The sequence below is a fragment of the Nocardia sp. IBHARD005 genome, assembly GCF_052814245.1.
Genome location: NZ_CP199935.1, coordinates 1301317 through 1325884 on the forward strand (window position 1 = coordinate 1301317; position 24568 = coordinate 1325884).

Below are 24568 nucleotides of genomic sequence, written 5' to 3' on the forward strand. Positions count from 1 at the left end.
CGGACCGGCCACTTCGTGGCCGTCCCTCCCTAGGGGTCGGGAGTGCGGTGGTTGGGGGTGCGGTCATGGCGGATTTGGGGTGTGCGGTGTGGGTGGGGGAATGCGGGTTAGTCTGTCCAGCGTGTCTAGACGAGCTGATGGTAGGGCGGATGACGAACTCCGCGACGTGAAGATCACTCGGGGTTTCACCACGCACCCGGCGGGGTCGGTGCTGGTGGAATTCGGGCAGACGCGGGTGATGTGTACCGCGAGCGTCACCGAGGGGGTGCCGCCGTGGCGCCGGGATTCGGGCCTGGGCTGGCTGACCGCGGAGTACGCGATGCTGCCCGCGGCCACGCACACCCGGAGTGGGCGGGAGTCGGTGAAGGGCAAGGTCGGTGGGCGGACGCAGGAGATCAGCAGGCTGATCGGGCGGTCGCTGCGGGCCTGCATCGACCTGGCCGCGCTCGGCGAGAACACGATCGCGCTCGACTGCGATGTGCTGCAGGCCGACGGTGGCACCCGCACCGCCGCGATCACCGGCGCGTACGTGGCGCTCTCGGATGCGGTGACCTATCTGGCCGCCGCGGGCAAACTGGCTGACCCGCAGCCGATTTCGTGCATGATCGCCGCGGTCAGCGTGGGCGTGGTCGATGGGCGCGTTCGCCTCGACCTGCCCTACGAGGAAGACTCGCGCGCCGAGGTCGACATGAACGTGGTCGCCACCGACACCGGAACTCTGGTCGAGATCCAGGGCACCGGCGAGGGCGCGACCTTCCCGCGGTCGACCCTGGACAAGATGCTGGACTCGGCCTTCGCCGGCGCCGAGCAGCTGTTCGCGATCCAGAAAGCGGCGCTGGCGCTGCCGTACCCGGGCACCCTGCCCGAGCCGTCCGCGAAGAAGTAGTCGTGGCCGCGCGTGTGCTGGTCGCCAGCCGAAATGCCAAGAAGCTGAAGGAGCTTCGCCGAATTCTCGATGAAGCCGGTGTTGCCGGAGTCGAATTGGTGAGCCTGAACGAGGTGCCGCCCTACGAGGAGGCACCCGAAACCGGCGCCACCTTCGAGGAGAACGCGATCGCGAAGGCACGTGACGGTGCCGTCGCGACCGGATTGCCGTGCGTGGCAGACGATTCCGGCATCGAAGTGGACGCGCTGAACGGGATGCCCGGGGTGCTGTCGGCCCGTTGGGCAGGCGGCCACGGCGACGATGCCGCCAACAACACCCTGCTGCTCGCCCAGCTCGGCGACGTCCCCGACGACCGCCGCGGCGCCCGCTTCGTCTCCACCTGCGCGCTGGTCCTGCCCGACGGCACCACCACGGTGGTGCGTGGCGAATGGCCGGGCACGATCGCCCGCGAACCCAACGGCGACGGTGGTTTCGGCTACGACCCGCTGTTCCTCCCCGAAGGCGGCACCGGCAGTGCCGCCGAACTCACCCCCGCCGACAAGGACGCGATCTCGCACCGAGGCCGCGCCCTCACCCAGCTCATCCCCGCCCTGGCCGCCCTGGCCTGAAGTCTCGAACCAAGATCAACAGGCGCTGGCGCAGAATCCCTCTCGGGCGTTGCTTACGTGAAGGCCTGGTGATCACCCGTCCAGGGAGATGGCCGTACAACGACAGCGCCGCCGCTGTCGGATTACCCGGGGCGGCGGCGCTTTTCGTTGAGGTCAGAGGCTGTATTGCTGCTTGACGTCTTTCGCGTTGCGGTGCTCGACGAAGAACGACAGCAGGGGGATGGTGCCTGCGATGAGGGTGCCGACGGTGCGCCCGATAGGCCAGCGGACCTTGACGGCGAGGTCGGCGGTGACCAGCAGATAGGCGAAGTACACCCAGCCGTGCACGACCGCGATCCAGCTGGGGGTGTCGGCGCCGAAGCCGTACTTGGCGATCATCTCGATGGTGAGCAGCAGCAGCCACAGGCCGGTGACCCAGGCGAGCACGCGGTAGCGCTGCAGGGCGGAGGCGATCTTGGCGGTGGGGGCGCTGCCCGCGGTCGGGGCGCTGCCCGCGGTGTCTTTGTCCAGCGACGGTGCGGTGGTGTTGTTGTCGGTCACCCGGCATTCCTCTCGGGGGAGTGCAAGCCGGCGGTGCGGACCTGCGCATCGATGTCGCTGGCGTGCAGTTGCGCCAGGTACTGGTTGTAGGCGGCCGTTTCCGGGTCGTCGGACACGGCGGCTTTGGGCCGTTCCGGCAGAATGCCCGCGGGGATCTCGCGCGGCGCCTCGGCGTTGCCCGTACGCGGCGGCGCGGGGTCGTCGGCCTCGCGTTCCAGGCGCACGAACCGGACGTAGGCGAACACCGCGAACGCGGCGAACAGCGGCCACTGCAGTGCGTAGCCGAGATTCTGGCCGGTCCCCGACGCCGATTCGAACCGCTCCCACTGCCACCAGGCCAGCGCCAGACAGCCGAGCGCGACGACACAGACCAGCGCGATCAGGGCCGGACGGTTGTACGCCGGGCGAGGAGGTGGAACGGACACGCGCTCCACGGTACCCGCCTACTACACGGCACGTAGGACCCGGTCGCCGCCGGGGCAAGTGCCAGCGGCGGGCGTCACAGCCTGGTCGCCACTGTCGGCCTTCCGGCCGGTGCTGTCCCTGGCAATGCTCGCCACGATTCGAGGCCTCGATGTCTGAGCACTACGGGTCGGCGTCGAGCGAACAGGTACGCCGGGGGTCGACGCGGCCGTGTGACCTGTGGCTCCGGTGCCGATGCGTCGGGTGGTCCGATGGCGGCGGCGTTCGGTCGAGCAGTTAGTGCGATGCCCTCGTACGGAAGGTCTGTCGGTAGGCAGTGGGGGAGACGCCGATGGTGGTGGCGAAGTGCTGGCGCAGGGAGGCGGCGGTGCCGAGGCCCGCTTCGGCGGCGACGCGGTCGATCGGCAGCTCGGTGACCTCGAGCAGGTGACGAGCATGATCGATGCGCTGGCGGATCAACCACCGGCCGGGTGACAGCCCGGTTTCCTCGCGGAAGCGGCGGCAGAAGGTCCGCACACTCATGCGGGCGTGGGCGGCGAGTTCGGTGAGCGGGAGCGGACGGTCCAGGTGGGTCGTCGCCCATGCGCGAGTCTCGGCGGTGCTCTCGGCGGTCGTTTCCGGGATCGGGCGAGCGATGAACTGGGCCTGCCCGCCGTCGCGCCACGGCGGCACGATACACAAGCGGGCGACCCGGTTGGCGACGGCGCTGCCGTGATCGCGCCGCACCAGGTGCAGGCACAGGTCGATGCCCGCGGCACTGCCCGCCGCCGTGAGGATGCGGTCGTCATCGACGAACAGCACGTCGGCATCCATGCGCACCTGCGGAAACAGCGCGCGGAAACGGTCGGCCTGTGCCCAGTGGGTGGTTGCCTGCCGGTCATCGAGGAGGCCGAGGTTGGCTAGGGCGAAGGCCGCCGTGCAGAAGCTGACGATGCGGGCCCCGGGTCGCAGCCTGGCCAGTGCATCCGGCAATTGCGGTGGCATCCAGTCTGTTTCGGCGCCGTCGCAGCCGGAGAACGGGGGAATTACCACGGTGTCGGCCTCGTCGAGCGCGCTGCTGTCACCGGACACCGAGATCAGGTAGTCGGCGTTGGTCTGCACCGGTGCACCGTCGAAGCTGCACGTGCGGATTTCGTAGAGCGGCGCGCCATCGGGCGCGGCCGCGGTGCCGAAGATTCTGGCGGGAATGCCGAGTTCGAACGGATACACCCCGTCTACGGCCAGAACCACCACGCGATGCATGGCAAGATCCTTGCACATCTTGGCTTTCTTGCCACTCGTCGTCGGATCGCCGACGCGGCATCGTGGTCTCCATGCGGTCGGATCGCTCCGAATCGGCCTGAGATACACAGGGAGACAAGCTATGCGGGCAATCGCTCAGGACACCTTCGGCGGACCGGAGGTACTGCGGGTGATCGAGGCGGACAAGCCCACCCCCGGCCCTTCGGAAGTGTTGATCCGTGTACACGCGGCCGGGGTGAACCCGACCGATTCTTGGCACCGCACCAGCGGTGGATTGGCCGGGGAGATCATCCCGCTGGGCTGGGACGTGTCCGGCGTGGTCGAGGCGGTCGGCCTCGGTGTGACGCTGTTCGCCCCCGGTGACGAGGTGTTCGGCATGCCGCGCCTGCCGCACCCCGCGGGCACCTACGCCGAGTACGTCACTTCGCCGACCCGCCACCTCGCGCACAAGCCGGTGAACCTCACCCACACTGAAGCCGCCGCGCTGTCGCTCGTCGCGCTCACCGCATGGCAGGCACTCGTCGACACCGCCGACGTACAGCCAGGGCAGCGCGTGCTGATCCACGCCGGCGCGGGCGGGGTCGGCCACGTCGCGGTGCAGATTGCCACAGCGCGCGGCGCGTATGTCATCGCCACGGCGCGCGCCGACAATCACGACTTCGTCCGTGATCTCGGCGCGGACGAGGTGATCGACTACACCACAACAGATTTCGTCGACGCGGCCCAAGATGTCGACATCGTCATCGACACCATCGGCGGCGAGTACGGCCCGCGCTCGCTGCGCACCTTGCGCCCCGGCGGCATCGTCGTCTCGCTGGCCTCCCCGGCGGAAGCCGCCTTGGTGCAGGTGGCCCACCCGCTGGGCCTGCGTGCCGGGTTCATGATCGTCGAACCCGACGGTGCGGGTATGCGGGCCATCGCGGACCTGGTCGAAACAGGTGCGCTGCGACCCCACGTGGCGACGGTCCTGCCGTTGGATCTCGTGAGCAAAGCCCACGAGATCAGCGACAATCAGCGCACCCGCGGCAAGATCGTGCTCGCGGTCGTGGCGTGAGAATTATCAGAACTTGTAGCTGATCCCGGTCATCCGCTCGGATTCCTCCCACAGCCTGCGCAGCAGTTCCGGATCGCGCGAGATCTTGCTCGACGGGCATGCCTCGACCGGCCCTTGGGACTGCATCAACCGGTTCGGACCCCAATAGGTGGTGGGATCGGCATCGGGTTCGGTGGCCGCGAACAGTGTGGAGTGCGCGGCCTTGGCGGGCGCGTGGCCGATGAGCTTGATGAACGGTTTGCTGACCAGATCCAGCGGGGTCTCGGTGCGGGCGAACAGATCCGTCGCCGAGACTCCGGGGTGCACGGCATAGGACTTCTTCGCCGACCCGGCCTCGGTGAGCCTGCGCTGCAGTTCACGGCCGAACATCAGATTGGCGAGCTTGGCCTGGGCGTAGGCGAGATTGCGCTGGTAGCGGCGGTTCTCGTAGTTGAGGTCGTCGATCCACAGCTTCGGTGTCTGCTTGTGCGCGATGCTGGCGATCGACACCACCCGGTCGCGGACCCGGTCGAGCAGCAGTCCCGTGAGTGCGAAATGGCCGAGGTGGTTGACGCCGAACTGGGTTTCGAACCCGTCGGCGGTGCGCGAGAACGGGACGTTCATCAGGCCCGCGTTATTGATCAGCACATCGAATTCGCCCTGTTGGGCGGCGAATTCGCGCACGGAAGCCAGATCGGCCAGATCGAGCGCGGCCACCCGCACGTCGCCGGGGATGGCATCGGCGATCGGCTGCGCCTTGCTCGCATTGCGGCAGGCCATGATCACGGTGGCGCCCTTGCCTGCCAGCACCTTGGTGGTTTCGGCACCGAGGCCGCCGTTGGCCCCGGTGATCACGAACGTGCGCCCGGACTGGTCCGCGATGTCAGTTGGTTTCCATGCCATGCGCCGATCTTACTCCGGAGTAAGATCGGGGGGAAGGGTCAGCCCAGCAATCCGGTCAGCGTACGGGCGCAGGCGGGTTTGCGCAGTGTAGCTATGGCTTTCGCCTCGATCTGGCGCGCCCGCTCGCTACGGAGACAGGCGCCGACCCGGGCGATATCACCCCGAGCGTCGCCGCGGCCCAACTCGCCGGTGTCGGGCGGGTGCTGTTCGACGAGATCACGCGCCGCACGCTCGACGGTGAATCCGCCGCCGAGATCGCCGCCGCGCTGACCCGCGATGCCAGAATCGCCTTCGACGCGCTCGAACCGGGCCTGGGAAGCTACGCCGTGCGCTGAGCGATCGGTGGCGATTGCCGCCAAGGCAAAGATCAACATCGTCTTCGCGACAGTCGTGCTCGGCATGCTCATGGCCGCACTCGACCAGACCATCGTGTCGGCGGCACTGCCCTCCATCGTCGCCGACCTCGGCAGTGCCGGGCACATGGCCTGGGTGGTGACCGCTTATCTGCTCGCCGAGGCCGTCGCGACCGTGCTCGCGGCAAACTCGGTGACCTGTTCGGTCGCACGCTGCTGTTCCAGATCAGCGGCATCATCTTCATCGCGGGCTCGGCACTGGCCGGCGTCGCGGGCGGCATGGTCATGCTGATCGTGGCGGGCGGGATCCAGGGCGTCGGCGCGGGCGGGTTGATGGTCACCTCGATGGCCCTGATCGCCGACACCATTCCGCTGCGTGAACGCGGCAAATATCAGGGTGCGCTCGGCGCGGTGTTCGGCGTGACCACCGTCGTCGGGCCCACCCTCGGCGGGCTGTTCACCGACCACGCCAGCTGGCGCTGGTGGGCGCTGATAGCGGCGAGGTATCGAAGGTCTGAATTCGGCTGTCCACTCCGCTGGACAAACCTTGTCCGGCGAATACTCGTAGACGTATATTCGTAGACGAGTAAGGAGGCAGTGATGGCTACGAAGCGCGCAGTGAACAACCTGCTGGCGCTCGCCGTGCTCTCGGTGATCGTGCAGCGTCCGATGCACCGCTACGAGATCGCCGCCACCCTGCGCGCCCACGGCAAAGACCGCGACATGGACATCAAGTGGGGCTCGCTCTACACCGTCGTGCAGAACATGGCGAAAGCTGGCTTCCTCGAGGTGATCGGCAGCGAACGCGACGGTGCGCGCCCCGAGCGGGTGATCTACCGGATCACCGACGCGGGCCGCGCCGAGATGGCGGACTGGACCCGCGAACTGCTCGCCGCACCCGAGCCCGAACATCACCGGTTCACCGCGGGCCTGTCGATTCTGGCGGTGCTGCCACCGGACGAGGTGGTGGTCCTGCTCGGCACACGGATCGCGGCATTGGCGCAGACCATCGCGACCACCAGGGCCGAGCTGGCCGAACTGACGCTGCCCCGCCTGTTCCTGGTCGAATCCGAATTCGGCCTGGCGATGCTGGAAGCCGAGGCGAACTGGGCGCGGTCCCTGCGCGACGAACTCGTCGCGGGCACCTTCGAGGGCCTCGAGCGCTGGCGGCAGTGGCATGTCGACGGCATGCCCGCCGAGCGGATTCCCGAACTCGGCGAGAGGGGGAACGACTAGCCCCGCCAAGACTCCGGACCCGGTGGTGTGCGGCAACACCCCACCGAGCCCGAGAAACCGTCCCGAAACCAGGCGCACCCGGCCACGAGGTTGGCAACCACAGGATAGCTGGGTGGCGCTGACACAGATCTGGAGATCACCCATGTCCACCACCCGTTCCGCATTGATCATCGGCGGCGGCATCGCCGGACCCGTCGCCGCCACCGCCCTGCGTATGGCAGGCCTCGACGCCCACGTCTACGAGGCCTATTCCGGTCCGTCCGAGGGCATCGGCTCCGGGCTCGCGCTGGCGCCCAACGGCGTCGCGGCGCTCGACATAATCGGCGCAGGCGACGCGGTGCGCGAGATCGCCCAACCGGTCGCGCAGATGCGACTGCGCGTCAACGGTCGCGAACACGTCCTGCCGGTGCTGGCCGACCAGCCGCCGCTCCAGGCCCTCGATCGCGGCGAATTGCACCGCGCCCTGCACGATCACGCGGTCGCCGCGGGCGTGCCGTTCAGCTACGACAAGCGGCTGACGAGGGTCGACGAACACCCCGACGGGGTCACCGCGCACTTCGCCGACGGCTCCACCGCGACCGCCGACGTTCTCGTCGGAGCCGACGGAATCCGTTCCACCGTACGAAGTTTGATCGACCCGGCCGCGCCGGGACCCGACTACACCGGCATGCTGGGCTTCGGTGCCCTGGTCGAATCCGACCTGGACCTGCCCGACGACACCATGGTGTTCGCCTTCGGCGCCAAGGCCTACTACCTGTACTGGAAGCTGGCCGACGGTCGCGTGGCGTGGGGTGCGAATCTGCCCAGCAAGCAATACCTTTCGCTCACCGAGGCGCGCGCCGTGCCCGCGCAGCACTGGCTGCAGGTACTGCGCAAGACCTACGCCCCCGACTCACCCGGCGCCGAATTCGCCCGCCGCACCACGGCACAGAATCTCGAGATCACCGGCGCCCTGCACATCATGCCGCCGGTGCCGCACTGGTATCGCGACCGTATGGTGCTGGTGGGTGACTCGGTGCACGCGCCGTCGAACAGCTCGGGACAGGGTGCGTCACTGGCGATCGAGAGCGCCGTGCAGCTGGCGCGATGCCTGCGCGATATCGCCTCGCCCACCGAGGCTTTCGCGGCTTACGAGCAGTTGCGCCGGGCCCGCGTGGAAGGCATCGCGGCTCGCGCGGCCAAGATCAACCACAGCAAGACCCCTGGCCCGTTCGCCCGCAAGATGATGAACGCGATGATGCCGCTCATGGTCAAAACGGTGATGAACCCGGAGAAGACCATGGGCGCCGAACGGCGTTACCGCATCGATTGGAACGCGCCCGTGCAGGCGGAATCGGCCATTACCGCGAGCTGACCCGCGCGGCCCTCGGTCGAGGCCGGCGACCGAGGGCTACTCCGGTGCCCGCCACCCGCGGGTGAAGGCGGTGACACACAGGACGAGCCACACCAGCCCGATGATCCAGCCCGCGAGCACATCGGTGGTCCAGTGCACGCCGAGGTAGACGCGCGAGCACCCGACGGCGAGGGGGAAGGCGGCCGCGAGCACGTTCGCGGCCGACCGGAGCCAGTGCTTGGTGATCTGGGGAACCAGAACGATCGCCACGATGCCGACGACCACCGTGGAGCCCAGCGTGTGCCCCGACGGATACGACAGGCTGGGCTCGAACACCAGCCGCGAGGTCTCCGGCGGCCGATGGCGCCCGACGAGACGTTTGATCACCCACACCAGCACACCCGCCCCCAGCGACGTGATCGCGACCAGGGTGGCCACCGGCAGATCGCGCCGCAGCACGAACCAGCCGACGGCGAGTACCGCCAGAATCGTCATCGACAGCGTGTCGCCCAGGTCGGTGATCACCGTGGCGATGTCGGTGAGCGCTTCGCCGCGGTGCGCGATCATCCAGTCGAGCACGGCGATATCCATCGGGCTGACGCCGCTGGTGACCTGCCAGGTGAGGGCGGTGATCAGCACCGCCGCGGTCGCGATCAGAGCTGCCACGATCGGCGTCCGGCGGCACAGCGAGGTCCAGGCGACGTCAGGGGGCGGAGGCTGTCGATAGGCAGTCGGCATAGCTACCAGATTGCCAGCTCGAGCCTCAGGCTTCGAAGACGACCGTGTTTCCGGCGACGTCGCGGGTGCCCGCGTCCTTCTTGATCGCCTTCACCAGGTCGGCGACGCAGTCCCAGGTGCGGGGAGGTTCGCAGTCGATGTTGCCGATCGTGTACCAGGTATCGGTGCCGCGATAGCGGACGAGGCCCTTGCCCGCATCGTCGAGCATGACATCGAGCTCGCCGGACACCGTCCCTTCCTCTTCGGTCATGATGGCGCTCTCGGCGGTGATCTCGATGGGCTCGCTTATGTGAACTCTCCTCGGCGGAGGCAGTCATCGACTGCGGTGCGCAACGCGGTGTGCTCGGCGGTATCAACGGTCAAGGCGTATTTTACCTTCACCTTGACGTAGCGCTCGACATAGGCGCACCGGAAGTTGCCGGGCGGCAAGTAGTTCGCGGGATCCTGATCACCCTTGGATCGGTTGGCCGACGGGTCGGCGGCGACCAGGTTCATCGAGTCGTTGGCGATGCGGCGGCGGGTGTCCTCGTCGCGGTCGGCGGCACCGGATCGCCACGCTTCGGCAAGGGCGACAATGTGTTCGGCGTCGACCTTGGACGGATCGGTGATGAACTTGTAGGGCCCGAGTTCGCCGGTCTTCTTGTCGATGAAGCCGTAGTGGTCCTGCCAGCCGCCGCCGGACTCCACCAGCAGATCGCAGGTCTTGGCGTCGAGGCTGACCTTGCCGGTGGCGTCGCGCAGCATCATCACCTCGCGGCTGGTGCATTTCGCGTACTTGGCGAGGTCGCCGGTGAAGCCGTGCTCGGGCTTGTTGGTGTCCCAGTGCGGGAACTTCTCGCGCGTGTAACCCGTCATCGGGCCTTCCTTCGCGACGACGAGGGTGGCGACCAGATCACCGATCTCCTTGCCCGACACGGTCGCCGCGCCCGCTGGACCAGGGCCCGGCGCGGTCGGACTCACTGTGTCCAGCAACGAGTTCGCGACGGTGACCACCACGGCCAGACACATCGCCGCGGCGAGGGCGAGCAGGGCCCGACCCAGGGGAGAACCGCTGATCGAAGACCACTTCATGCCCGTACCACCCAGATGCTTCGTCGAAAATGAACCGGCACAACCTAACGGCCGCACCGGGTGTCGTCAGTGATTGTCCGCTATGAGGTTCCGCACTCCGCGGCGCGAACCGGTTGCGGCTCAATAGCGTTCATCTATCGACGGAGGTGACCGGTGGCTCGGGCGGGAAAACGTCATGGTGACAGACATCACAATCGATCAGTCGGGCAGCGATCCCGATTCCGGCGGAATCCCGGTGTCCAGGAACCGGATCAGCCGTGCGATGCGGGCGGCATGGTCGACGCAACGCTGAAACTGACTGCCGAGCAACGCCATATCGATCGCGGCCTCGGTGCTCACGTCGGCCTCGGTGAGCGCGGTGCGCAATTGCTTGCACAGCGTCTCCATCGCCTCGTTGTCGCTACCGTCATCGGCGGCGAACCGGCCGCTGGCCACCGACGCGCTCACCCGGGCGACGCAGTCGGCCGCGAGCGTGCCCATCGACACGAGTTCGGTGATCACCGATGCGGGCGCGACCACACCCGGATGCGCCCGATATACGTACTGCCCAGCGGTTTCGGTGCGCCGGCCGATCCGCGACAGCTCACCGGCGACCTGAATCGCGGTCACCACATGACGCAGATCGCGCGCGACCGGCGCCTGCAACGCGAGCAGTGCCATGGTGCGGGATTCGCAGGCGGCGAACATGAGCTGTAGCTGCTCGTCGAGCGCGAATACCTCGTAGGTTGCGGCGAGGTCGGCGCCGGCCAGCGCAGCGGTGACCCGCTCGGTCGCGTCATGGGCGACGCGCGACATCAGGGTGAGATCGTTGGCCAAAGCGACGAGCTCGAGGGTGAACTGGGTCCGCACGCGCTGAATTGTTCCCCATCGAGTGGGTGTGAGTGAATCCATCGCCGAGATCCATGCGTCGAGGGATCCAGGTGTGCCCGGTCGTAGCTGGAAGGATGGGGGTCATGATTGCCGCGTTGACGACTAAATGGAACATGTACGTGCCCATCCTCGCCGCGCTCGTACTCGTCCTCGGCTGGGGTCGTTCGGTACCGGGATTGATCCTCGCGCTGGTGAGTGTCGCACTGGTCGGCGCGGTGCTGGCGGCGGTCTATCACGCCGAGGTCGTGGCGCACCGGGTCGGCGAACCCTACGGTTCGCTGGTGCTCGCGGTCGCGGTGACCGTGATCGAGGTGGCGCTGATCGTCACGATGATGATCTCCGGCGGCGACAAGGCGGCGTCGCTGGCCCGCGACACCGTGTTCGCCGCGGTGATGATCACCTGCAACGGCATCTTCGGATTGGTCCTGCTGGTCGGTGCGCTGCGCAGGCGGGTCGCGGTGTTCAACGCGGAAGGCACCGGTGCCGCCCTGGCCACCGTCGCGACCCTTGCCACGTTGAGTCTGGTGCTGCCGACGTTCACCACCAGCGCGCCGGGCCCGGAGTTCTCGCCCGCGCAGCTCGCCTTCGCCGCGGTCGCCTCGCTGGCGCTCTACGGGCTGTTCGTGATGGTGCAGACGGTGCGTCACCCCGACGATTTCCTCCCGGTGGAGGACGGTGGCGCGGTCGACGACAGCGACAGCCACGCACCGTCCACCCGGGCCGCGCTGATCAGTCTCGGCATGCTGGTGCTGGCTCTGGTCTGCGTGGTCGGCCTGGCCAAGGTGGTCTCGCCCGCGCTCGAGTCGGCGATTGCCTCGGCCGGATTGCCGCCGTCGGCGGTGGGTGTGGTGATCGCGATGCTGGTGCTGCTGCCCGAGACCATCGCGGCGGTGAACTCGGCGCGCCGCAATCAGGTGCAGATCGGGCTGAACCTGGCGCTCGGTTCGGCGATGGCCAGTATCGGCCTGACCATTCCGGTGATCGCGATCGCGACCATCTGGCTCAGTGGGCCGCTGGTGCTCGGTCTCGGCGCCACCCAGATGGTGTTGCTCGCACTGACCGTCGTGGTCGGCACGCTGACGATCGTTCCCGGCCGCGCGACCCTGCTGCATAGTGGCGTTCACCTGGCGTTGTTCGCGGCATTTGTGTTCCTCGCCGCAAGTCCGTAGCTGGGGTGTTGCGCATCACACGATGCGTGGACATGTCATGGAAACCGCGGAAAAGAGACGAGGGTCACCCACTCGAAATTTTGTTGTGACGCAGAGTACCGGTTAGCTTGCTGGAGTTGGCACAACGCCGAAGCCAGAGAGTGCGGTATGAAAATCACCAAGCCCCGTGCTTCACGAGCGGCCCGGAGGCATCCCTGATGCCTACCGATCTGCACTCCGCGAAGCCGGATTCCGCTACCCAGATCGTCCGCAAGAACTTCACCGACACCGTCGTGTCGTCGCTGCGGACCTTCGGGCGTGCGGTCGATCTCGCACAGCAATCGGTCGGCGGCTCGTTCTCCGACATCGCCCGCAGGCAGTTCCAGTGGCGGGAGACCCTCGTGCAGGCCTGGCGCCTGATCACGGTCACCGCCATTCCCGCGGTCCTGATGGCTATCCCGTTCGGCGTGATCGTCTCGGTCCAGGTCGGCAACCTGATCCACAGCCTCGGCGCCGACTCCATGCTCGGCGCCACCGGCGGCCTCGGGGTGATCAAGCAGGGCGCGCCCATCGCCACCGGCTTCCTGCTCGGTGGCGCGGGGGCGGCGGCCATCGCGGCCGACCTCGGCGCGCGCACCATCCGCGAGGAGATCGACGCGCTCAACACCATGGGCATCAACCCGGTGCACCGGCTCGTCATCCCGCGCATGGTCGCGATGCTGATCGTGGCCCCGATGCTCAACGTGCTGATCATCTTCGTCGGCGTGCTGGCCGGTTACGCGGTCGCCGTCGGTGGTCAGGGTGTGACGCCGGGCAGCTACTGGTCGACCTTCGGCTCGTTCGCGACCACCGCCGACGTGTGGGTGTCGCTGCTCAAGGCGCTGATCTTCGGCTTCCTGGTCGTGATCATCTCCTGCCAGCGCGGACTCGAGGCCAAGGGCGGACCGCGCGGTGTCGCCGACGCGGTGAACGCGGCGGTGGTGCTCTCGGTGGTCTCGATCGCGATCGTGAACCTACTGTCCAGCCAGATCAGCGCCATGTTCCTACCGACGAAGCTGGCGTGATGGCTGCCTCTTCGTATATCCCCACCTCGCTGCACTGGCTGCGCAAGCCCGCCCGCATCGGCAAGCGGATCAGCGCCGCCGGTGAATCGCTCGGCTTCGTCGCGGTGTTCGTGTGGCAGGTGTTCTCGTCGATGCCGCTGACCCTGCGCCGCTACCGCGACGAAACCCTGCGCGCGGTCACCGACATGACCTGGGGTCGCGGGTCGATCATCGTCGGCGGTGGCACCGTGCCGATGATGATCGTGCTCGGCTTGGTGATGGGCGCCTCCGTCGGCGTCGAATCGTTCGCCTCGCTCGATATGCTCGGCATGGGCCCGGTGACCGGCGTGATCTCGGCCTACGCCACCACCCGTGAGCTGGCCCCGATCGCCGCGGCCATCGGCTTCGCCGCCCAGGCCGGTTGCCGGATCACCGCCGAGATCGGCGCGATGCGGATCTCCGAGGAGATCGACGCGATCGAGGCGCTGGGTCTGCGCTCGGTGCCCTTCGTGGTGACCACCCGCGTGATCGCCGGCGCCATTGCCATCGTGCCGACCTTCCTGATCGCGCTGATCCTGGCCTACGGTGCCTGCCGCGGACTGCTCACGATGGTTTACGGGCAGTCGTCCGGCGTCTACGACCACTACTTCTTCCAGTTCATCACGGGCTTCGACATGATCGCCGCGGTGATCAAGGTGGCCGTGTTCGGCACGGTGGTGATCCTGGTGCACGCCTACTTCGGGTTCTTCGCCACCGGCGGCCCCGAGGGCGTCGGCATCGCCTCGGGGCGCGCGGTGCGCGCCAGCTCGGTGGCCATCATCGCCATCGACATGGTGCTGTCGATCATGCTCTGGGGCTTCAACTCGGCGATCAGTTTTACGGGGTGAGCTAGTGCCTAACTACGGAATGCCCGGCGTCGCGGCCGATCGGCGCACCTCGCGCCTGACCGGTGCGGTCATCTTGGCCGTGATCGCGGTGGTCGCGCTCGCCTATGTCACCTATACGAATCTGCGTGGCGAAGAGGGTCTGCGTATCGCGTTGCACACCGAACACCTAGGTGACGGCATCAGTGCCGGCAGCCAGGTGCGTGTCGACGGTGTCACCGTCGGCGAGGTCACGGAGGTGACGCCCGGCGAACGCGGCACCCAGCAGATCGCGCTGGTACTCGACGAGCGTCGCCTGTACGGCATCGACGACAGCCTCGCCATCGACTACGCCCCGACCAACCTGTTCGGTATCGCCGAACTGGAATTGCGCCGCGGTTCCGGCGGTGCCCCGCTGCGCGCCGACTCGGTGCTCGATCTGACCGGCGCGAACTCCGGCCGGGTCTATGACGCGACGATGAGCGCGATCCTGCGCAGCATGTCCCAGGTTGGCATGACCGTGACCAGCCCGCAGATGGCGACCGTCATTTCCCAGCTGGCCGCCGACTTCAAGGCGTTCACCCCGCTGGTCCAGGCGATGATCACCCTCGCCAAGACCATCGCGGACAACCAGGACGTGGCTCCCTCGGTCCTGGCAGGCAAGCTCGGTCCGGCCTTCGAGGGTGGCGGCAACTTCGCCGGCGCCACCATGGAGACGATCGATATCCTGCGCGACATCCGGATCACCCAGGTCGACAAGGACCGTTACGACATCGGCGTCGGCGTGCTCGGCGGGAGCCTCCTGCCCGCCCTCACCACCACCCTGACGACCGCGGGCGGGCACTTCGCCGAGACCACCGACATGCTCGCGCCGATGCTGTACGCGCTGGCGCAGATGTCGCCCAACCCGCAGCGCAGCGGTGCCGAGCTCCGTGCCCTGCTCGCCAACCTGCGCGGTGCGATGCCCGACGGCCCCGACGGTCCGGTGCTCAACTTCGAGGTCGAGCTCAGTGGCGTCCCCGCCCTCGCGGTTCCGCTGTTCGGAAAGGCCGGTGTGCGATGAAGATTCGCGGTGTCGCGCTGCGACTGAGCGTGTTCGCGCTGGTGATGATCGCCGTGCTCGGGCTCGTGTTCACCCTGATCAAGCGGCCGGTATCCGGTGATACCGAGGCGCACGACGCGCTGTTCACCGATGCCAACGGCCTCAAGGTCGGCAACGACGTGCGCATGTTCGGTGTACAGGTGGGCAAGATCGAGAAGATCAGCCTCGAAGGTGACAAGGCGAAGGTCCACCTCACGGTGAAGACCGACACCCCGATCTACGACAACAGCAAGCTCGCCATCCGCTACCAGAACCTCACCGGTCAGCGCTACATCGATCTGCAGCAAGCGCCGAACCCGGGCACCAGGCTGACCCCCGACGAGCGTATCGGCGCCGACATGACGGTCCCGTCGTTCGATGTGACCAGCCTGTTCAGCGGGTTGAAGCCGGTCCTGGCGACACTGTCGCCGGAGGCGATCAACCAGTTCACCGCGAGCATGCTCGCCGTCATCGAGGGCGACGGCAGCGGTCTCGGGCCCGCCCTGGCGGCAATCGACGAGCTGGCCGGATACGCCGAGGACCGCCAGCAGGTGATCAGCACGCTGATCAGCAATATCTCGCTGATGGCCGAGCGGCACGGCGGCACCGTAGGCAACCTGCTGCCGCTGCTGGCCAGGCTCACCGACGTCTACGAGTCGATGCATCGCAATATCGCCGGGATCGCCGAGTTCGCGATGACCGCGCCGTCGGTGCTCGCGCCGCTGGACCGGTTACTCGCCTCACTGGGTTTGGCCGAGGGCGGTAACCCCGATATCGACGCGATGATCCGCGGCCTGTTCCCGAATCCGCAGGACGCGGTCGCGGTGTTCGGGCGCCTGCCCGGCCTGCTGGCCACCGCGGACGCGTCGCTGTCGCGCGGTTTCGCCGACTTCACGCCGCACTGCAGCAACGGCACCGCCGAGGTACCTCAGCCGCTGCAGATGCTGATCGCCGGACAGAAGGTGACGATATGCAACGGCTGAAGCTGCCCCGGCTCTTCGCCGGTGATCGACCGATCATGGACGAGGCCACCACCCGAGCCCGCGAACTGCGCTTGGGCATCATCGGTGTGACCCTGGTCGTGCTGTTCATCGTCACGGCGGGCATCGTCTATGTGGTGCCCCTCGGCAAGCACACCTACACCGCCGAACTGAGTGAGGCCCAGTCGGTGCGCGAGGGCGACGACGTGCGTCTGGCCGGCATCTCCGTCGGTAGCGTCACCTCGCTCGCGCTGAAGCCCGACAAGGTGATCATGGAGTTCACGGTGAAATCCGACGTGTTCGTCGGTGACAAGACCTCGCTCGACATCCGCATGCTCACGGTGGTCGGCGGCAACTATGTCGCGCTGTTCCCGGCCGGTTCGGCGCCGCTGGGCGAGAAAGCGATCCCGGCCGATCGGATTCGGCTGCCCTACAGTCTGATCGAGACTTTCCAGGACGCGACGAAACCGTTGGCCGAAGTCGACGGCGACACCGTCCGCAAGAATCTGGCCGCCGCGAATAGTGCGATCGAGTCATCGCCGGACAGTCTGCGGACCACACTCGACGTGGTCGGTAAGTATGTCGATCTGTTCGATCGCCAGCGTGACCAAGTGTCGAAGTCGATCGCGATCGTCGATGAGTACATCTCCGCCTACGACGGCGCCAAGTCCGATCTGGGCAGGCTGATGGACAACGTCAACGTGCTCGAAGACCTGCTGCTGAGCAAGAAAGCCGAACTGGCCGAGGCCATCCGGCTGCTGTTGGCCGTGGTCAACCGGCTGGCGGGACTCGCCCCCAGCTGGGAATCCACCCTGAAGCCACAGGCGCAGGCACTGGCCGACGCGCTGCCGCGGATGCAAGAACTCAGCGGTGCCCTCGAGCCCATCATCGGGACCGTGCACGACCTGCAGACCAGATTGTCCCAGCTGGTGACGCCCGAGGCCGGGGTCGTAGTCGACCAGTCCGCGGTGCGGGTGTGTGTGCCGCTGCCGGGGAAGGCGTGCTGATGCTGAAACGATTGCTCGGATCTCAGGCGTTCATGTCGATCGCGGGTGTCGCGGTGCTCGCGGCGCTGGTCGCCGGTGGCTATGTCTTCGCCTTCGATCCACTGAAGAAGACCGAGTCCTACTGCGCGATGATGCCGGACGCGATCGGCCTCTACCCCGGCAACCACGTCACGATGCGTGGCATCGACGTCGGCGAGGTGACCGCGATTCGCAACGAGGGTGCCCAGGTGCGCGTCGAATTCGACGTCGACGCCGACTATCCGGTCTACGCCGACGCCTCGGCCACCACTGTCGCGTATTCGGTGGCCGCCGACCGCAATCTGGCGATCCTTTCCAGCGGCAAGGAAACTCGGCCCTTCGGCGATGCCTGCATCACCAAAACGCTGACGCCCAAGAGCATCACCGAGACGTTGACCGCGCTGGCGAGCCTGTCCGATGAACTGTCGGGAACCACGGCAGGCCAGCCCGGTGCGCTCGCCGACGGTCTGTCCGCACTGGACCGTGCGACCACCGGTTCCGGCCCGCGGATCAATGAGCTGATCCACCAGCTCGGCTCGGCGATGAACAAGCCCGACGCCGACATCGGTCACCTCGTCGGTCTTTTCGATGCGTTCGCCTCGGTATCGACTCGGGTCGCCGCGAACTGGGGCGACCTGCAGACGATGCTGGTCCGTTTGGCGCCGCTGCTGGACCAAGCCAACGAGGATCTGCTCGGTCCCGCGGCCTTGCTGTTCGATGGTCTCGGCGAGTTGCTGCCGATGCTCAACGACTTCACCACGATCCTCGGCGACCCGTTGATCGGTGCGCTCGACAACGCGGTGCCCCTGGTGAAGCTGTTGCGCGCCAACGTCGGATCGCTGCGCGAGATCGTGCTGAAGACGCCCGCGCTGGCCACGGCGTTGCGCAGCGCGACAGATCCGGCCGGCGGTACCGCGATCACTTACGCGCCGCCGAAGGTAGCGCTGCCCAGCGGCGAAGCCGACCAGGTATGCGCCGCGCTGAACGCACTGACCCCCGAATCCTGCCTCGACCCGGCGCAGGGATTGAACGATATGAATCTTGTCCAGGTCGTGCTGGGAATGGCAGGTGCCCGATGAACGCGCAGCGACGAAAGACGATGCGGCGCAGCGCGATCGCGTTGCTGATCGCCGCCGGCCTCGCAGTGAGCGGTTGCGGTTTCGACCCGGCCGATGTGCCGGTGCCCGGTGTGGGTGTCGCCGGTCCGACCTACCGCGTGCAGATCGAGCTCAGCAGCGCGCTGAATCTGCCCGCGAAGTCGAAGGTGATCGCCAACGGCGCCGAGATCGGCATCGTCGACGCGGTGCGGGTGGTTCAGCCCGCCGACGCGCCTGCCGGTCGCGGCGGGTACGTGATCGTCGACGCGGAGATCTCCGATTCGGTGCGGCTGCCGACGCAGACCATCGCTGAATTGCGCCAGGACACCATCCTCGGCGACATCCACATTTCGCTGACCACCCCGAAGGACGGCTTCGGGTCGTTGCTGCGCGACGGCGGCACGATCCCGATCGAACGGACGAAGCCGCCGGTTCAGCTGGAAGACACGATGGCCACGATGGCGCTGTTCGTGCAGGGCGGTGCGATAGGCCAGCTGCAGGAGATGGTCTCGCGGGTGAACTCGGTGATGCCACAAGATACTGAGGAGACCGCTCGGATCGCGGCGGTCATGGGCGCGAACGCCGCCGACCTGGCCGCGAACCAGGACCAGATCGACCTGCTGATCAACGGCATCAACAGCAATGCCGAAGTCATGCTCAAGCTTCCGAAAGAGCTGACCAACATCCTGTCCCCGGAGGCGGTGCAGGCGTTGACCGGCACCCAGGATTCGATCGCCAAGACGATGGTGATCTTCAGCGCGCTCGGCCCGGTCGGTAGTTCGCTGACCTGGCTCGCCCCGCTGGTGAACTCGGGCGACGCGGCCGTCACCGCCTTCCTGCCACTGCTGGTCGGCAGCTCGGCCGACCTGCGTTCGCCGACCAACATGGCCATGTTGACCGCGCTGCTGCGCGACAAGATCATCCCGTTCGCTGAGCGCGGCCCGAAGGTGAATGTCACCGGCGTGCAGGCGTCGGGAGATGACCAGCTCGAGCAGATCGTCACCGCGCTGCGCATGATCGGAGCGGTCCGATGAAAATCAGTACGCTGGCCTCGCTCGGCGGCATCGCCGCCATCACCGTGCTCGGCGCGAGCTATCTGACCTTCGGTGTGGTGCGAGTCGATCCCTTCGCCGACTACACCGCCGCCTCGATCGAGGTGCAGAACTCCGGCGGGCTCAGCGTGGGTTCACCGATCCTGCTGACCGGCATCGAGATCGGCAAGGTGACTTCCGTCGACACCTCGGCCACCGGAGGCGTGCAGGTCGGTTTCCGGTTCGGCGCGGCGAACAAAGTGCCGATGAGCAGTGTCGTCACGATCGAACATCTGTCCTCGCTCGGCGAGCCGTATGTGCAGTTCGTGCCGCGCAGCGCCGACGGCCCCTATCTGACCGACGGTCAGCGCCTGCGCGGGGAGAACGTGCGGACCCCGATGTCGATTCCCGAGGTGGCGCGATTGGTCACCAAGACCGTCGACCAGCTCGATCCGGCGGTGGTCGGCTCGCTGGTCGACACCCTCGGTCGATCCATGTCGGGCACCGAGAACGTCGTCCCGGAACTTGCCAGGGCGGGCGACCTACTCGCCGCCGCCATCATGAGCCGTGCGCCCCAGATCGCCGAGCTGCAGAACAATTTCGAGTACGTCTCCGGTGACATCGACTGGGCCGGACCGGCCACCACGGCGGCCTCGCCCGGCTTCGTGCGCCTGAGCGAGGTGCTCGACAAGTTCATCGCATCGGTAGCTCGGGTCGCCTTGGCAGACGGTGATCCGGAGAGATACCTGCGCGACGGCGGACTCGTGCCGTTTCTCGCCGAGCTCACCGCCAAGCTCGCCGAGCTCGGCCCCGAGCTCTCCGAACTGCTGCCCGGACTGCGCCCGCTCACCGAATCGGTCACCGCCACCGCGCCACAGCTCGATCTGAGCGCGCTGATCGCGCAGGCTCTGCACAACACCGACGCCGACGCGGTGAAGGTACGGGTCGCGATCAAGTAAATATCTGGCAACCATCGTATATAGGTATCTGCCCTGGCCAGTGGTTTTTCGTCCGAGCCGGGTGGCCTGCGAGCAACCGTGCGGTAGCCTGCTGGACGGGGGACCTGGTCCGCGGAGGCGGTGCGATGGCAGAGAGCAGCGAGGGTCCCGAAACACGGACCGGCAGCAGTACTCGGATGATCGCGATCGCGGCGGTACTCGCCGCGATACTCGCGCTGGTGGTCGCGCTCGGTTTGGTGCTGCGCGCCGACCAGGGTGCCGACAACCCGTCGGTGAACCCGATGGGATCCGATGCCAACGGACCCCCGATCGCCGGCGCCGATCAACAAGCCTCCGACGAGGCCAAGGAATTCGCGCCACCCTGGCCCGCCCGCCGGATCGGCGGAAACTGCTCGGCCGGTGGCATCACCGCGCACTGGCGCGTCCACAACGACGGCAAATGGCAATGCACGGTGACCACCCCCGATGTCCAGCCCCCGGTACCGGCTCCAGCACCACCACCACCGCCGCCCGGACCCGAGCCGGTCCAAGAGCCCGTGCCCGTTGAGGCACCTCCGCCGCCTGCCTTCGTGCCCCCGCCGCCGCCTCCGGTCTACGAGCCGCCCGCTTTCGAGCCGCCGCCCCCGCCTGTCGAACCGCCACCGGTCTTCGAACCCGAACCGGCTCCGGCGCCACCCCCACCGCCACCCCCACCCCCACCCCCGGTTCTGCAACTCCCGTTCCCGCTCCCGCCGATTCTGCTCCCACCGGCGGCAGCCGTCGTGTGATCGCGGTCGTCGTCGGATTGCGACTGGCCTGGCTGATTGGCTCGAGCATCGGTCGGTGATCATGGTCGTGATCCGTCGATCGCCGCGCCGCGACTCAGCCGGTCACGGAATCGGTGAGCGAGCCGATCCCATACGTGATCGCCATCGCCAGCGCCCCACCGACGACCACGCGCAACACCGCGCGGCCCCGATTGCCGCCGCCCAGCCGCGCACTCACCGACCCGGTGAGTGCCAGGGCGATCAGCACCGCGGCGAACGTCACCGGCACTCGCCATTCGGTGGGCGGCAACACGATCGCCAGCAATGGCAGCAGCGCACCGCAGGTGAACGAGATCGCCGAGGAGATCGCGGCCGCCCATGGATTGGTCAGCGCGCGCGGGTCGATGCCGAGTTCGGCGTCGGCGTGCGCGGTGAACGCGTCGTGGGCGGTGAGCTCGGCGGCCACCGTACGCGCGGTGGCCGGGCTGAGGCCCTTCTTCTCGTAGATCCCGGCCAGTTCGGCCAGCTCGAAATCGGGTTCGTCGGCCAGTTCGCGGCGTTCCTTGGCGAGCAGCGCCTTCTCCGAATCCCGCTGGGTGCTCACCGACACGTATTCGCCCGCGGCCATCGAGATCGCCCCCGCGACGAGTCCCGCGATGCCCGCGGTGAGGATCGTCTGGGCGTTGTTCGTGGTCGCGGCGACACCGACGACCAGCCCCGCGGTGGAGACGATGCCGTCGTTCGCGCCGAGCACTCCGGCGCGCAGCCAGTTCAGGCGGCTCGCAAGACCTTCGGTATGCGGCTCGTGCGGATGGTCCGACCGGGGCGCACCCTCGGTCTCGCTCGGACTGCTGTTCTCTGTGGGCGAGTCCGGCACCCCCGCAGCCTAGCCCGGACAACCGGCAGATCATCGGCTCGTCGGTGTCGAGTCGGCCACCCATTCGGCTCCGTGGGCACCCGGCAGATCGACTCCGTCGGGTGTCGAGCCGGCCAGGTGTTCGGCTGAGTTGGGCATTGGGCAGATCGTCGGTGTCGAGTCGGCCATCCGCTCAGCTCCGTCGGGCAACCGGGGGATCAGTAGTGGCAGCCAGTCCCGCGCGCAGCGTGTCGGCCAGGCGCACCGCGAGCGCGATCACGGTGAGTGTCGGATTGACGTGCCCGTTCGTCGGAAACACCGAACTACCCGCGATGTAGAGGTTGTCCACCCCGTGCACTCGGCAGTGCTGATCCACGACCCCGCGCCGCGGATCGGCCGACATCCGGGTGGTGCCGCTGGGATGCGCCCAGTCGGTGAGCGGCAGGGGATCGGTGCGGCCGGGCAGTGCCGAGGGAACAACCTGCGGTGCGGGCAACCCGAGCCGCGCGAACTCGCCGACGAGCAACGCCGTAGCCCGCCGCACCGTCCGATCCTCCTGGTCGCTGATCCGCCAATCCACCTGCGGCAGTGGCATTCCCGCCGGATCGGTCCGCGTGGAAAGCCGCACGCGGCTGTCGGGGTCCGGGGTCTGCTCCACCATCGCCCGCACCTCGACACCGGCCAGCCGATGCGCTATCCCGACGCCGTCGACCAACCGGCGTCGCGCACCGTCGAGCAGAAGTCCGGTGTCGGCCATCATGATTCGCACGTCGTGCCACCGCGCCCGCCCGCGCAACAGCCGCTTCACCGACTCCCACGGATCGTCGTCGGCGGTGACCTCCTGCAACCACAGCGCACAGTTCACCAGCGACTCGCGCCGTTGCAGCGCGGGCGACAACGCCATCCCGTGCAGAAAAGTGTGCCGACCCCGCGCGCTCTTGACCACGTACCTGCCGAACCGGTCCAGCGCCGCCCCGGCCTCGGCGGGGCGCAGCGTCGCGACCACCCCGCAGCGATGATCCATCAGGTACCGCCCGACCTGGTCGTACCGATTCCCGATCCCGCCGGTAACGGTGCGCCGCGAGGCCAGCAGCAGCCGTGGCGTGGCGATCCCACCCGCGGCCAGCACGAACATCCGCGCCTCGACGGTCCGCACCCGCCCACCCGCACCGGTCACCTCGACGGAATTCACATGCGCGCCGGTGGCATCGGTGTCGATATGGGTCACCGTCGCGTTCACCAGCACCCGCGCGGTCGGCGCGACGATGTCACGCACGTGTGGACCCCACCGTTTGCAGTCGAACCGGTTGGCCGGGTCGCGGCTGATCTGCCAGAAGTAGGGACGCAGGGAGGCGGTGTCGAGCGCGTCAGCGGGTGCTTGCCGCCCGGACAGCGGCCAGAACTCGTCCTCGGTGAAGCCGGCGCCGTGCCCGAGCCCGGCATGCGCGGCGGCACGTTCGGCGTAGGGCCGCAGTGCGCCCGCGTCGATCGGCCAGCCGGACCGCGTGACCCATGGCCGGTTGGCGAAGTCGAGGTCGTCGAGCACACCGCAGCGTCCGGCCCAGGTGTGTGAGCTCCCGCCGAGTACCCGGTTTCCCGCGATCCGGTGTTGCTCGGCGCGGGGTGCGCCGATGCTCTCGATCGCGGCGAACGCTGTTTCCTCCGTGGTGATCTCGTGACCACCACTCTCCAGCACCAGAACGCGCAGTCCGGCGGCGGCGAGTTCGGTGGCCACCGTCAGCCCAGCGGGGCCCGACCCGATGACGCAGATCTGGGTGTGCAGCGCGTCGTCTCCGACCGTGCGCAGATCCTCCACAAGCATCGGCGGTCCTCTCACCAGCGCTGCCCCCGTAGTGCTGCTCTCACTGTAAGAGCCGGGCTACCTGATGTCAGTCGGTCTCGCAATGCTGATTGACGAAAGCTCTGATGTACCCGGCGGATTGGCGCACATACATCCACGACCAGAACGCCGGCCCGGAGTCCGACGGGCTGGCGACCATGGTGATCTCGCCGTCGTAGCACTTCTCGACGATGTATCTGGCGCGCGACACATGCGGCGTGAACGTGACCACGATGATGTGGCGCCATCCGTAAATCATTGCGCGCCGCACGATTTCGCGTGCCTCACCGTCGGTGGTCCACGGGTCGGGCACGAAACACGAGACCCGGAAGGCGAATCGGCCGCCGCAGTACTTGTCCATCACCGGATCGTCGGCTCCGGTGGACTGCGAGATCAGCACCTCGGGGGCAAGGCCGCGCTCGGCGAGTTCGATGCCGAGGTCGAACCGTTCGTAGGCGGTGCCACCGAGGACCACGATCACGTCAGCGGGCCGCAACGGGTCGATCTGGGGGTGCACGAAGACCGGCCATCCAGCGAACGCGGCAGCAAGCACGGTGACCAGTGCGCCGACGAGCAACCATCCCGCACGCCGAAAGATCGACACGGCACCGACGATACCGAAATCTCGACGGTGGCCGCCGTCGCGCGATCGAGCGGGCACAC

27 protein-coding genes and 1 pseudogene are annotated in these 24568 nt (G+C 67.6%); 17 read left to right on the top strand and 11 right to left on the bottom strand.

What is annotated here, in order from left to right:
- Positions 1-121: 121 nt before the first annotated feature.
- Both rph and rdgB read left to right on the top strand, forming a co-directional pair.
- A complete protein-coding gene (gene rph / locus ACTWPB_RS05880; RefSeq protein WP_378638916.1) occupies positions 122-886 on the top strand; it encodes a ribonuclease PH in 765 nt (254 codons plus the stop codon).
- Positions 887-888: 2 nt separating this feature from the next.
- Complete coding sequence (gene rdgB, locus ACTWPB_RS05885) at positions 889-1494, top strand: RdgB/HAM1 family non-canonical purine NTP pyrophosphatase (protein WP_446224677.1); 606 nt, start codon at positions 889-891, stop codon at positions 1492-1494.
- A gap of 153 nt (positions 1495-1647) precedes the next feature.
- Here the strand turns inward: rdgB and ACTWPB_RS05890 are convergent, their stop codons facing one another.
- The 3 genes from ACTWPB_RS05890 to ACTWPB_RS05900 all read right to left on the bottom strand — a co-directional run bounded on the left by ACTWPB_RS05890 (position 1648) and on the right by ACTWPB_RS05900 (position 3699).
- Positions 1648-2034: a DUF3817 domain-containing protein gene (locus tag ACTWPB_RS05890; RefSeq protein ID WP_446224678.1), complete on the bottom strand. Its 387-nt coding sequence runs from the start codon at positions 2032-2034 to the stop codon at positions 1648-1650.
- The gene (locus ACTWPB_RS05895; RefSeq protein ID WP_446224679.1) at positions 2031-2459 is read right to left on the bottom strand and encodes a transcriptional regulator; all 429 of its coding nucleotides are present in this window, start codon (positions 2457-2459) and stop codon (positions 2031-2033) included. The genes ACTWPB_RS05890 and ACTWPB_RS05895 overlap by 4 nt, the downstream gene beginning before the upstream one ends.
- Before the next feature lie 274 nt (positions 2460-2733).
- Positions 2734-3699, bottom strand: coding sequence for a GlxA family transcriptional regulator (locus ACTWPB_RS05900; protein WP_446224680.1), 966 nt, complete (start codon positions 3697-3699; stop codon positions 2734-2736).
- A gap of 121 nt (positions 3700-3820) precedes the next feature.
- On the opposite strand from ACTWPB_RS05900, the gene ACTWPB_RS05905 reads away from it, so the two are divergent.
- Positions 3821-4753, top strand: a complete 933-nt coding sequence (locus ACTWPB_RS05905; protein ID WP_446224681.1) for an NADP-dependent oxidoreductase — start codon at positions 3821-3823, stop codon at positions 4751-4753.
- 6 nt (positions 4754-4759) lie between these two features.
- On the opposite strand, the gene ACTWPB_RS05910 is transcribed toward ACTWPB_RS05905, so the two are convergent.
- The gene (locus ACTWPB_RS05910; protein ID WP_446224682.1) at positions 4760-5635 is read right to left on the bottom strand and encodes an oxidoreductase; all 876 of its coding nucleotides are present in this window, start codon (positions 5633-5635) and stop codon (positions 4760-4762) included.
- A 200-nt stretch (positions 5636-5835) separates the two neighbouring features.
- On the opposite strand from ACTWPB_RS05910, the gene ACTWPB_RS05915 reads away from it, so the two are divergent.
- The 4 genes and pseudogenes from ACTWPB_RS05915 (at position 5836) to ACTWPB_RS05930 (ending at position 8578) form a co-directional block, all read left to right on the top strand.
- Positions 5836-5970 (top strand): hypothetical protein, encoded by a 135-nt coding sequence (locus tag ACTWPB_RS05915; protein ID WP_446224683.1) that lies wholly within the window; start codon positions 5836-5838, stop codon positions 5968-5970.
- 64 nt (positions 5971-6034) lie between these two features.
- A pseudogene (locus ACTWPB_RS05920) lies at positions 6035-6471 on the top strand (MFS transporter); the annotation flags it as partial.
- Positions 6472-6588: 117 nt separating this feature from the next.
- Positions 6589-7224 carry a PadR family transcriptional regulator gene (locus ACTWPB_RS05925; protein WP_446224684.1) on the top strand — a complete coding sequence of 212 codons (636 nt, stop codon included), beginning with the start codon at positions 6589-6591 and terminating at the stop codon, positions 7222-7224.
- Positions 7225-7366: 142 nt separating this feature from the next.
- Entirely contained in the window at positions 7367-8578 is a 1212-nt protein-coding gene (locus ACTWPB_RS05930) for an FAD-dependent oxidoreductase (RefSeq protein ID WP_446224685.1), read from the top strand.
- A 36-nt stretch (positions 8579-8614) separates the two neighbouring features.
- Here the strand turns inward: ACTWPB_RS05930 and ACTWPB_RS05935 are convergent, their stop codons facing one another.
- The 4 genes from ACTWPB_RS05935 to ACTWPB_RS05950 form a co-directional block, all read right to left on the bottom strand.
- Positions 8615-9295: a phosphatase PAP2 family protein gene (locus ACTWPB_RS05935; protein WP_446224686.1), complete on the bottom strand. Its 681-nt coding sequence runs from the start codon at positions 9293-9295 to the stop codon at positions 8615-8617.
- Between the two features lie 25 nt (positions 9296-9320).
- Positions 9321-9545, bottom strand: coding sequence for a hypothetical protein (locus ACTWPB_RS05940; protein WP_266296076.1), 225 nt, complete (start codon positions 9543-9545; stop codon positions 9321-9323).
- A gap of 35 nt (positions 9546-9580) precedes the next feature.
- Positions 9581-10366, bottom strand: coding sequence for an HNH endonuclease family protein (locus ACTWPB_RS05945; RefSeq protein WP_446224687.1), 786 nt, complete (start codon positions 10364-10366; stop codon positions 9581-9583).
- A gap of 198 nt (positions 10367-10564) precedes the next feature.
- Entirely contained in the window at positions 10565-11215 is a 651-nt protein-coding gene (locus tag ACTWPB_RS05950; protein ID WP_446224688.1) for a PhoU domain-containing protein, read from the bottom strand.
- 104 nt (positions 11216-11319) lie between these two features.
- Here ACTWPB_RS05950 and ACTWPB_RS05955 point away from each other — a divergent pair, with 104 nt between their 5' ends.
- From ACTWPB_RS05955 to ACTWPB_RS06000, 10 genes are all read left to right on the top strand, one after another.
- Entirely contained in the window at positions 11320-12405 is a 1086-nt protein-coding gene (locus tag ACTWPB_RS05955; RefSeq protein WP_446224689.1) for a calcium:proton antiporter, read from the top strand.
- A 197-nt stretch (positions 12406-12602) separates the two neighbouring features.
- Entirely contained in the window at positions 12603-13448 is an 846-nt protein-coding gene (locus tag ACTWPB_RS05960) for an MlaE family ABC transporter permease (RefSeq protein ID WP_446224690.1), read from the top strand.
- A complete protein-coding gene (locus tag ACTWPB_RS05965; RefSeq protein WP_446224691.1) occupies positions 13448-14314 on the top strand; it encodes an MlaE family ABC transporter permease in 867 nt (288 codons plus the stop codon). The genes ACTWPB_RS05960 and ACTWPB_RS05965 overlap by 1 nt, the downstream gene beginning before the upstream one ends.
- 4 nt (positions 14315-14318) lie before the next feature.
- Positions 14319-15353, top strand: coding sequence for an MlaD family protein (locus ACTWPB_RS05970; protein ID WP_446224692.1), 1035 nt, complete (start codon positions 14319-14321; stop codon positions 15351-15353).
- Positions 15350-16354 (top strand): MlaD family protein, encoded by a 1005-nt coding sequence (locus ACTWPB_RS05975; protein WP_446224693.1) that lies wholly within the window; start codon positions 15350-15352, stop codon positions 16352-16354. Before ACTWPB_RS05970 ends, ACTWPB_RS05975 begins: the two co-directional genes overlap by 4 nt.
- On the top strand, positions 16342-17358 hold the full coding sequence (locus tag ACTWPB_RS05980; protein ID WP_446224694.1) for an MlaD family protein: 1017 nt from the start codon (positions 16342-16344) through the stop codon (positions 17356-17358). The genes ACTWPB_RS05975 and ACTWPB_RS05980 overlap by 13 nt, the downstream gene beginning before the upstream one ends.
- Positions 17358-18455: an MlaD family protein gene (locus ACTWPB_RS05985; protein WP_446224695.1), complete on the top strand. Its 1098-nt coding sequence runs from the start codon at positions 17358-17360 to the stop codon at positions 18453-18455. The genes ACTWPB_RS05980 and ACTWPB_RS05985 overlap by 1 nt, the downstream gene beginning before the upstream one ends.
- Complete coding sequence (locus ACTWPB_RS05990) at positions 18452-19507, top strand: MlaD family protein (RefSeq protein WP_446224696.1); 1056 nt, start codon at positions 18452-18454, stop codon at positions 19505-19507. The genes ACTWPB_RS05985 and ACTWPB_RS05990 overlap by 4 nt, the downstream gene beginning before the upstream one ends.
- On the top strand, positions 19504-20463 hold the full coding sequence (locus ACTWPB_RS05995) for an MlaD family protein (protein ID WP_446224697.1): 960 nt from the start codon (positions 19504-19506) through the stop codon (positions 20461-20463). Before ACTWPB_RS05990 ends, ACTWPB_RS05995 begins: the two co-directional genes overlap by 4 nt.
- A 125-nt stretch (positions 20464-20588) precedes the next feature.
- Positions 20589-21230 carry a hypothetical protein gene (locus ACTWPB_RS06000; protein ID WP_446224698.1) on the top strand — a complete coding sequence of 214 codons (642 nt, stop codon included), beginning with the start codon at positions 20589-20591 and terminating at the stop codon, positions 21228-21230.
- 94 nt (positions 21231-21324) lie between these two features.
- Here the strand turns inward: ACTWPB_RS06000 and ACTWPB_RS06005 are convergent, their stop codons facing one another.
- The 3 genes from ACTWPB_RS06005 to ACTWPB_RS06015 all read right to left on the bottom strand — a co-directional run bounded on the left by ACTWPB_RS06005 (position 21325) and on the right by ACTWPB_RS06015 (position 24509).
- Positions 21325-22086 (bottom strand): VIT1/CCC1 transporter family protein, encoded by a 762-nt coding sequence (locus ACTWPB_RS06005; RefSeq protein ID WP_446224699.1) that lies wholly within the window; start codon positions 22084-22086, stop codon positions 21325-21327.
- 172 nt (positions 22087-22258) lie between these two features.
- Entirely contained in the window at positions 22259-23887 is a 1629-nt protein-coding gene (locus ACTWPB_RS06010) for a GMC oxidoreductase (RefSeq protein WP_446224700.1), read from the bottom strand.
- A 67-nt stretch (positions 23888-23954) separates the two neighbouring features.
- Positions 23955-24509, bottom strand: a complete 555-nt coding sequence (locus ACTWPB_RS06015) for a YdcF family protein (protein ID WP_446224701.1) — start codon at positions 24507-24509, stop codon at positions 23955-23957.
- Positions 24510-24568: the final 59 nt, after the last annotated feature.

Coding starts and splice junctions, on each gene's coding strand:
- ACTWPB_RS05900 (WP_446224680.1), bottom strand. CDS start 3,699: ATGCATCGCGTGGTGGTTCTGGCCGTAGACGGGGTGTATCCGTTCGAA.
- ACTWPB_RS05905 (WP_446224681.1), top strand. CDS start 3,821: ATGCGGGCAATCGCTCAGGACACCTTCGGCGGACCGGAGGTACTGCGG.
- ACTWPB_RS05910 (WP_446224682.1), bottom strand. CDS start 5,635: ATGGCATGGAAACCAACTGACATCGCGGACCAGTCCGGGCGCACGTTC.
- ACTWPB_RS05925 (WP_446224684.1), top strand. CDS start 6,589: ATGGCTACGAAGCGCGCAGTGAACAACCTGCTGGCGCTCGCCGTGCTC.
- ACTWPB_RS05930 (WP_446224685.1), top strand. CDS start 7,367: ATGTCCACCACCCGTTCCGCATTGATCATCGGCGGCGGCATCGCCGGA.
- ACTWPB_RS05935 (WP_446224686.1), bottom strand. CDS start 9,295: ATGCCGACTGCCTATCGACAGCCTCCGCCCCCTGACGTCGCCTGGACC.
- ACTWPB_RS05940 (WP_266296076.1), bottom strand. CDS start 9,545: ATGACCGAAGAGGAAGGGACGGTGTCCGGCGAGCTCGATGTCATGCTC.
- ACTWPB_RS05945 (WP_446224687.1), bottom strand. CDS start 10,366: ATGAAGTGGTCTTCGATCAGCGGTTCTCCCCTGGGTCGGGCCCTGCTC.
- ACTWPB_RS05955 (WP_446224689.1), top strand. CDS start 11,320: ATGATTGCCGCGTTGACGACTAAATGGAACATGTACGTGCCCATCCTC.
- ACTWPB_RS05960 (WP_446224690.1), top strand. CDS start 12,603: ATGCCTACCGATCTGCACTCCGCGAAGCCGGATTCCGCTACCCAGATC.
- ACTWPB_RS05965 (WP_446224691.1), top strand. CDS start 13,448: ATGGCTGCCTCTTCGTATATCCCCACCTCGCTGCACTGGCTGCGCAAG.
- ACTWPB_RS05975 (WP_446224693.1), top strand. CDS start 15,350: ATGAAGATTCGCGGTGTCGCGCTGCGACTGAGCGTGTTCGCGCTGGTG.
- ACTWPB_RS05980 (WP_446224694.1), top strand. CDS start 16,342: ATGCAACGGCTGAAGCTGCCCCGGCTCTTCGCCGGTGATCGACCGATC.
- ACTWPB_RS05985 (WP_446224695.1), top strand. CDS start 17,358: ATGCTGAAACGATTGCTCGGATCTCAGGCGTTCATGTCGATCGCGGGT.
- ACTWPB_RS05990 (WP_446224696.1), top strand. CDS start 18,452: ATGAACGCGCAGCGACGAAAGACGATGCGGCGCAGCGCGATCGCGTTG.
- ACTWPB_RS05995 (WP_446224697.1), top strand. CDS start 19,504: ATGAAAATCAGTACGCTGGCCTCGCTCGGCGGCATCGCCGCCATCACC.
- ACTWPB_RS06000 (WP_446224698.1), top strand. CDS start 20,589: ATGGCAGAGAGCAGCGAGGGTCCCGAAACACGGACCGGCAGCAGTACT.
- ACTWPB_RS06010 (WP_446224700.1), bottom strand. CDS start 23,887: ATGCTTGTGGAGGATCTGCGCACGGTCGGAGACGACGCGCTGCACACC.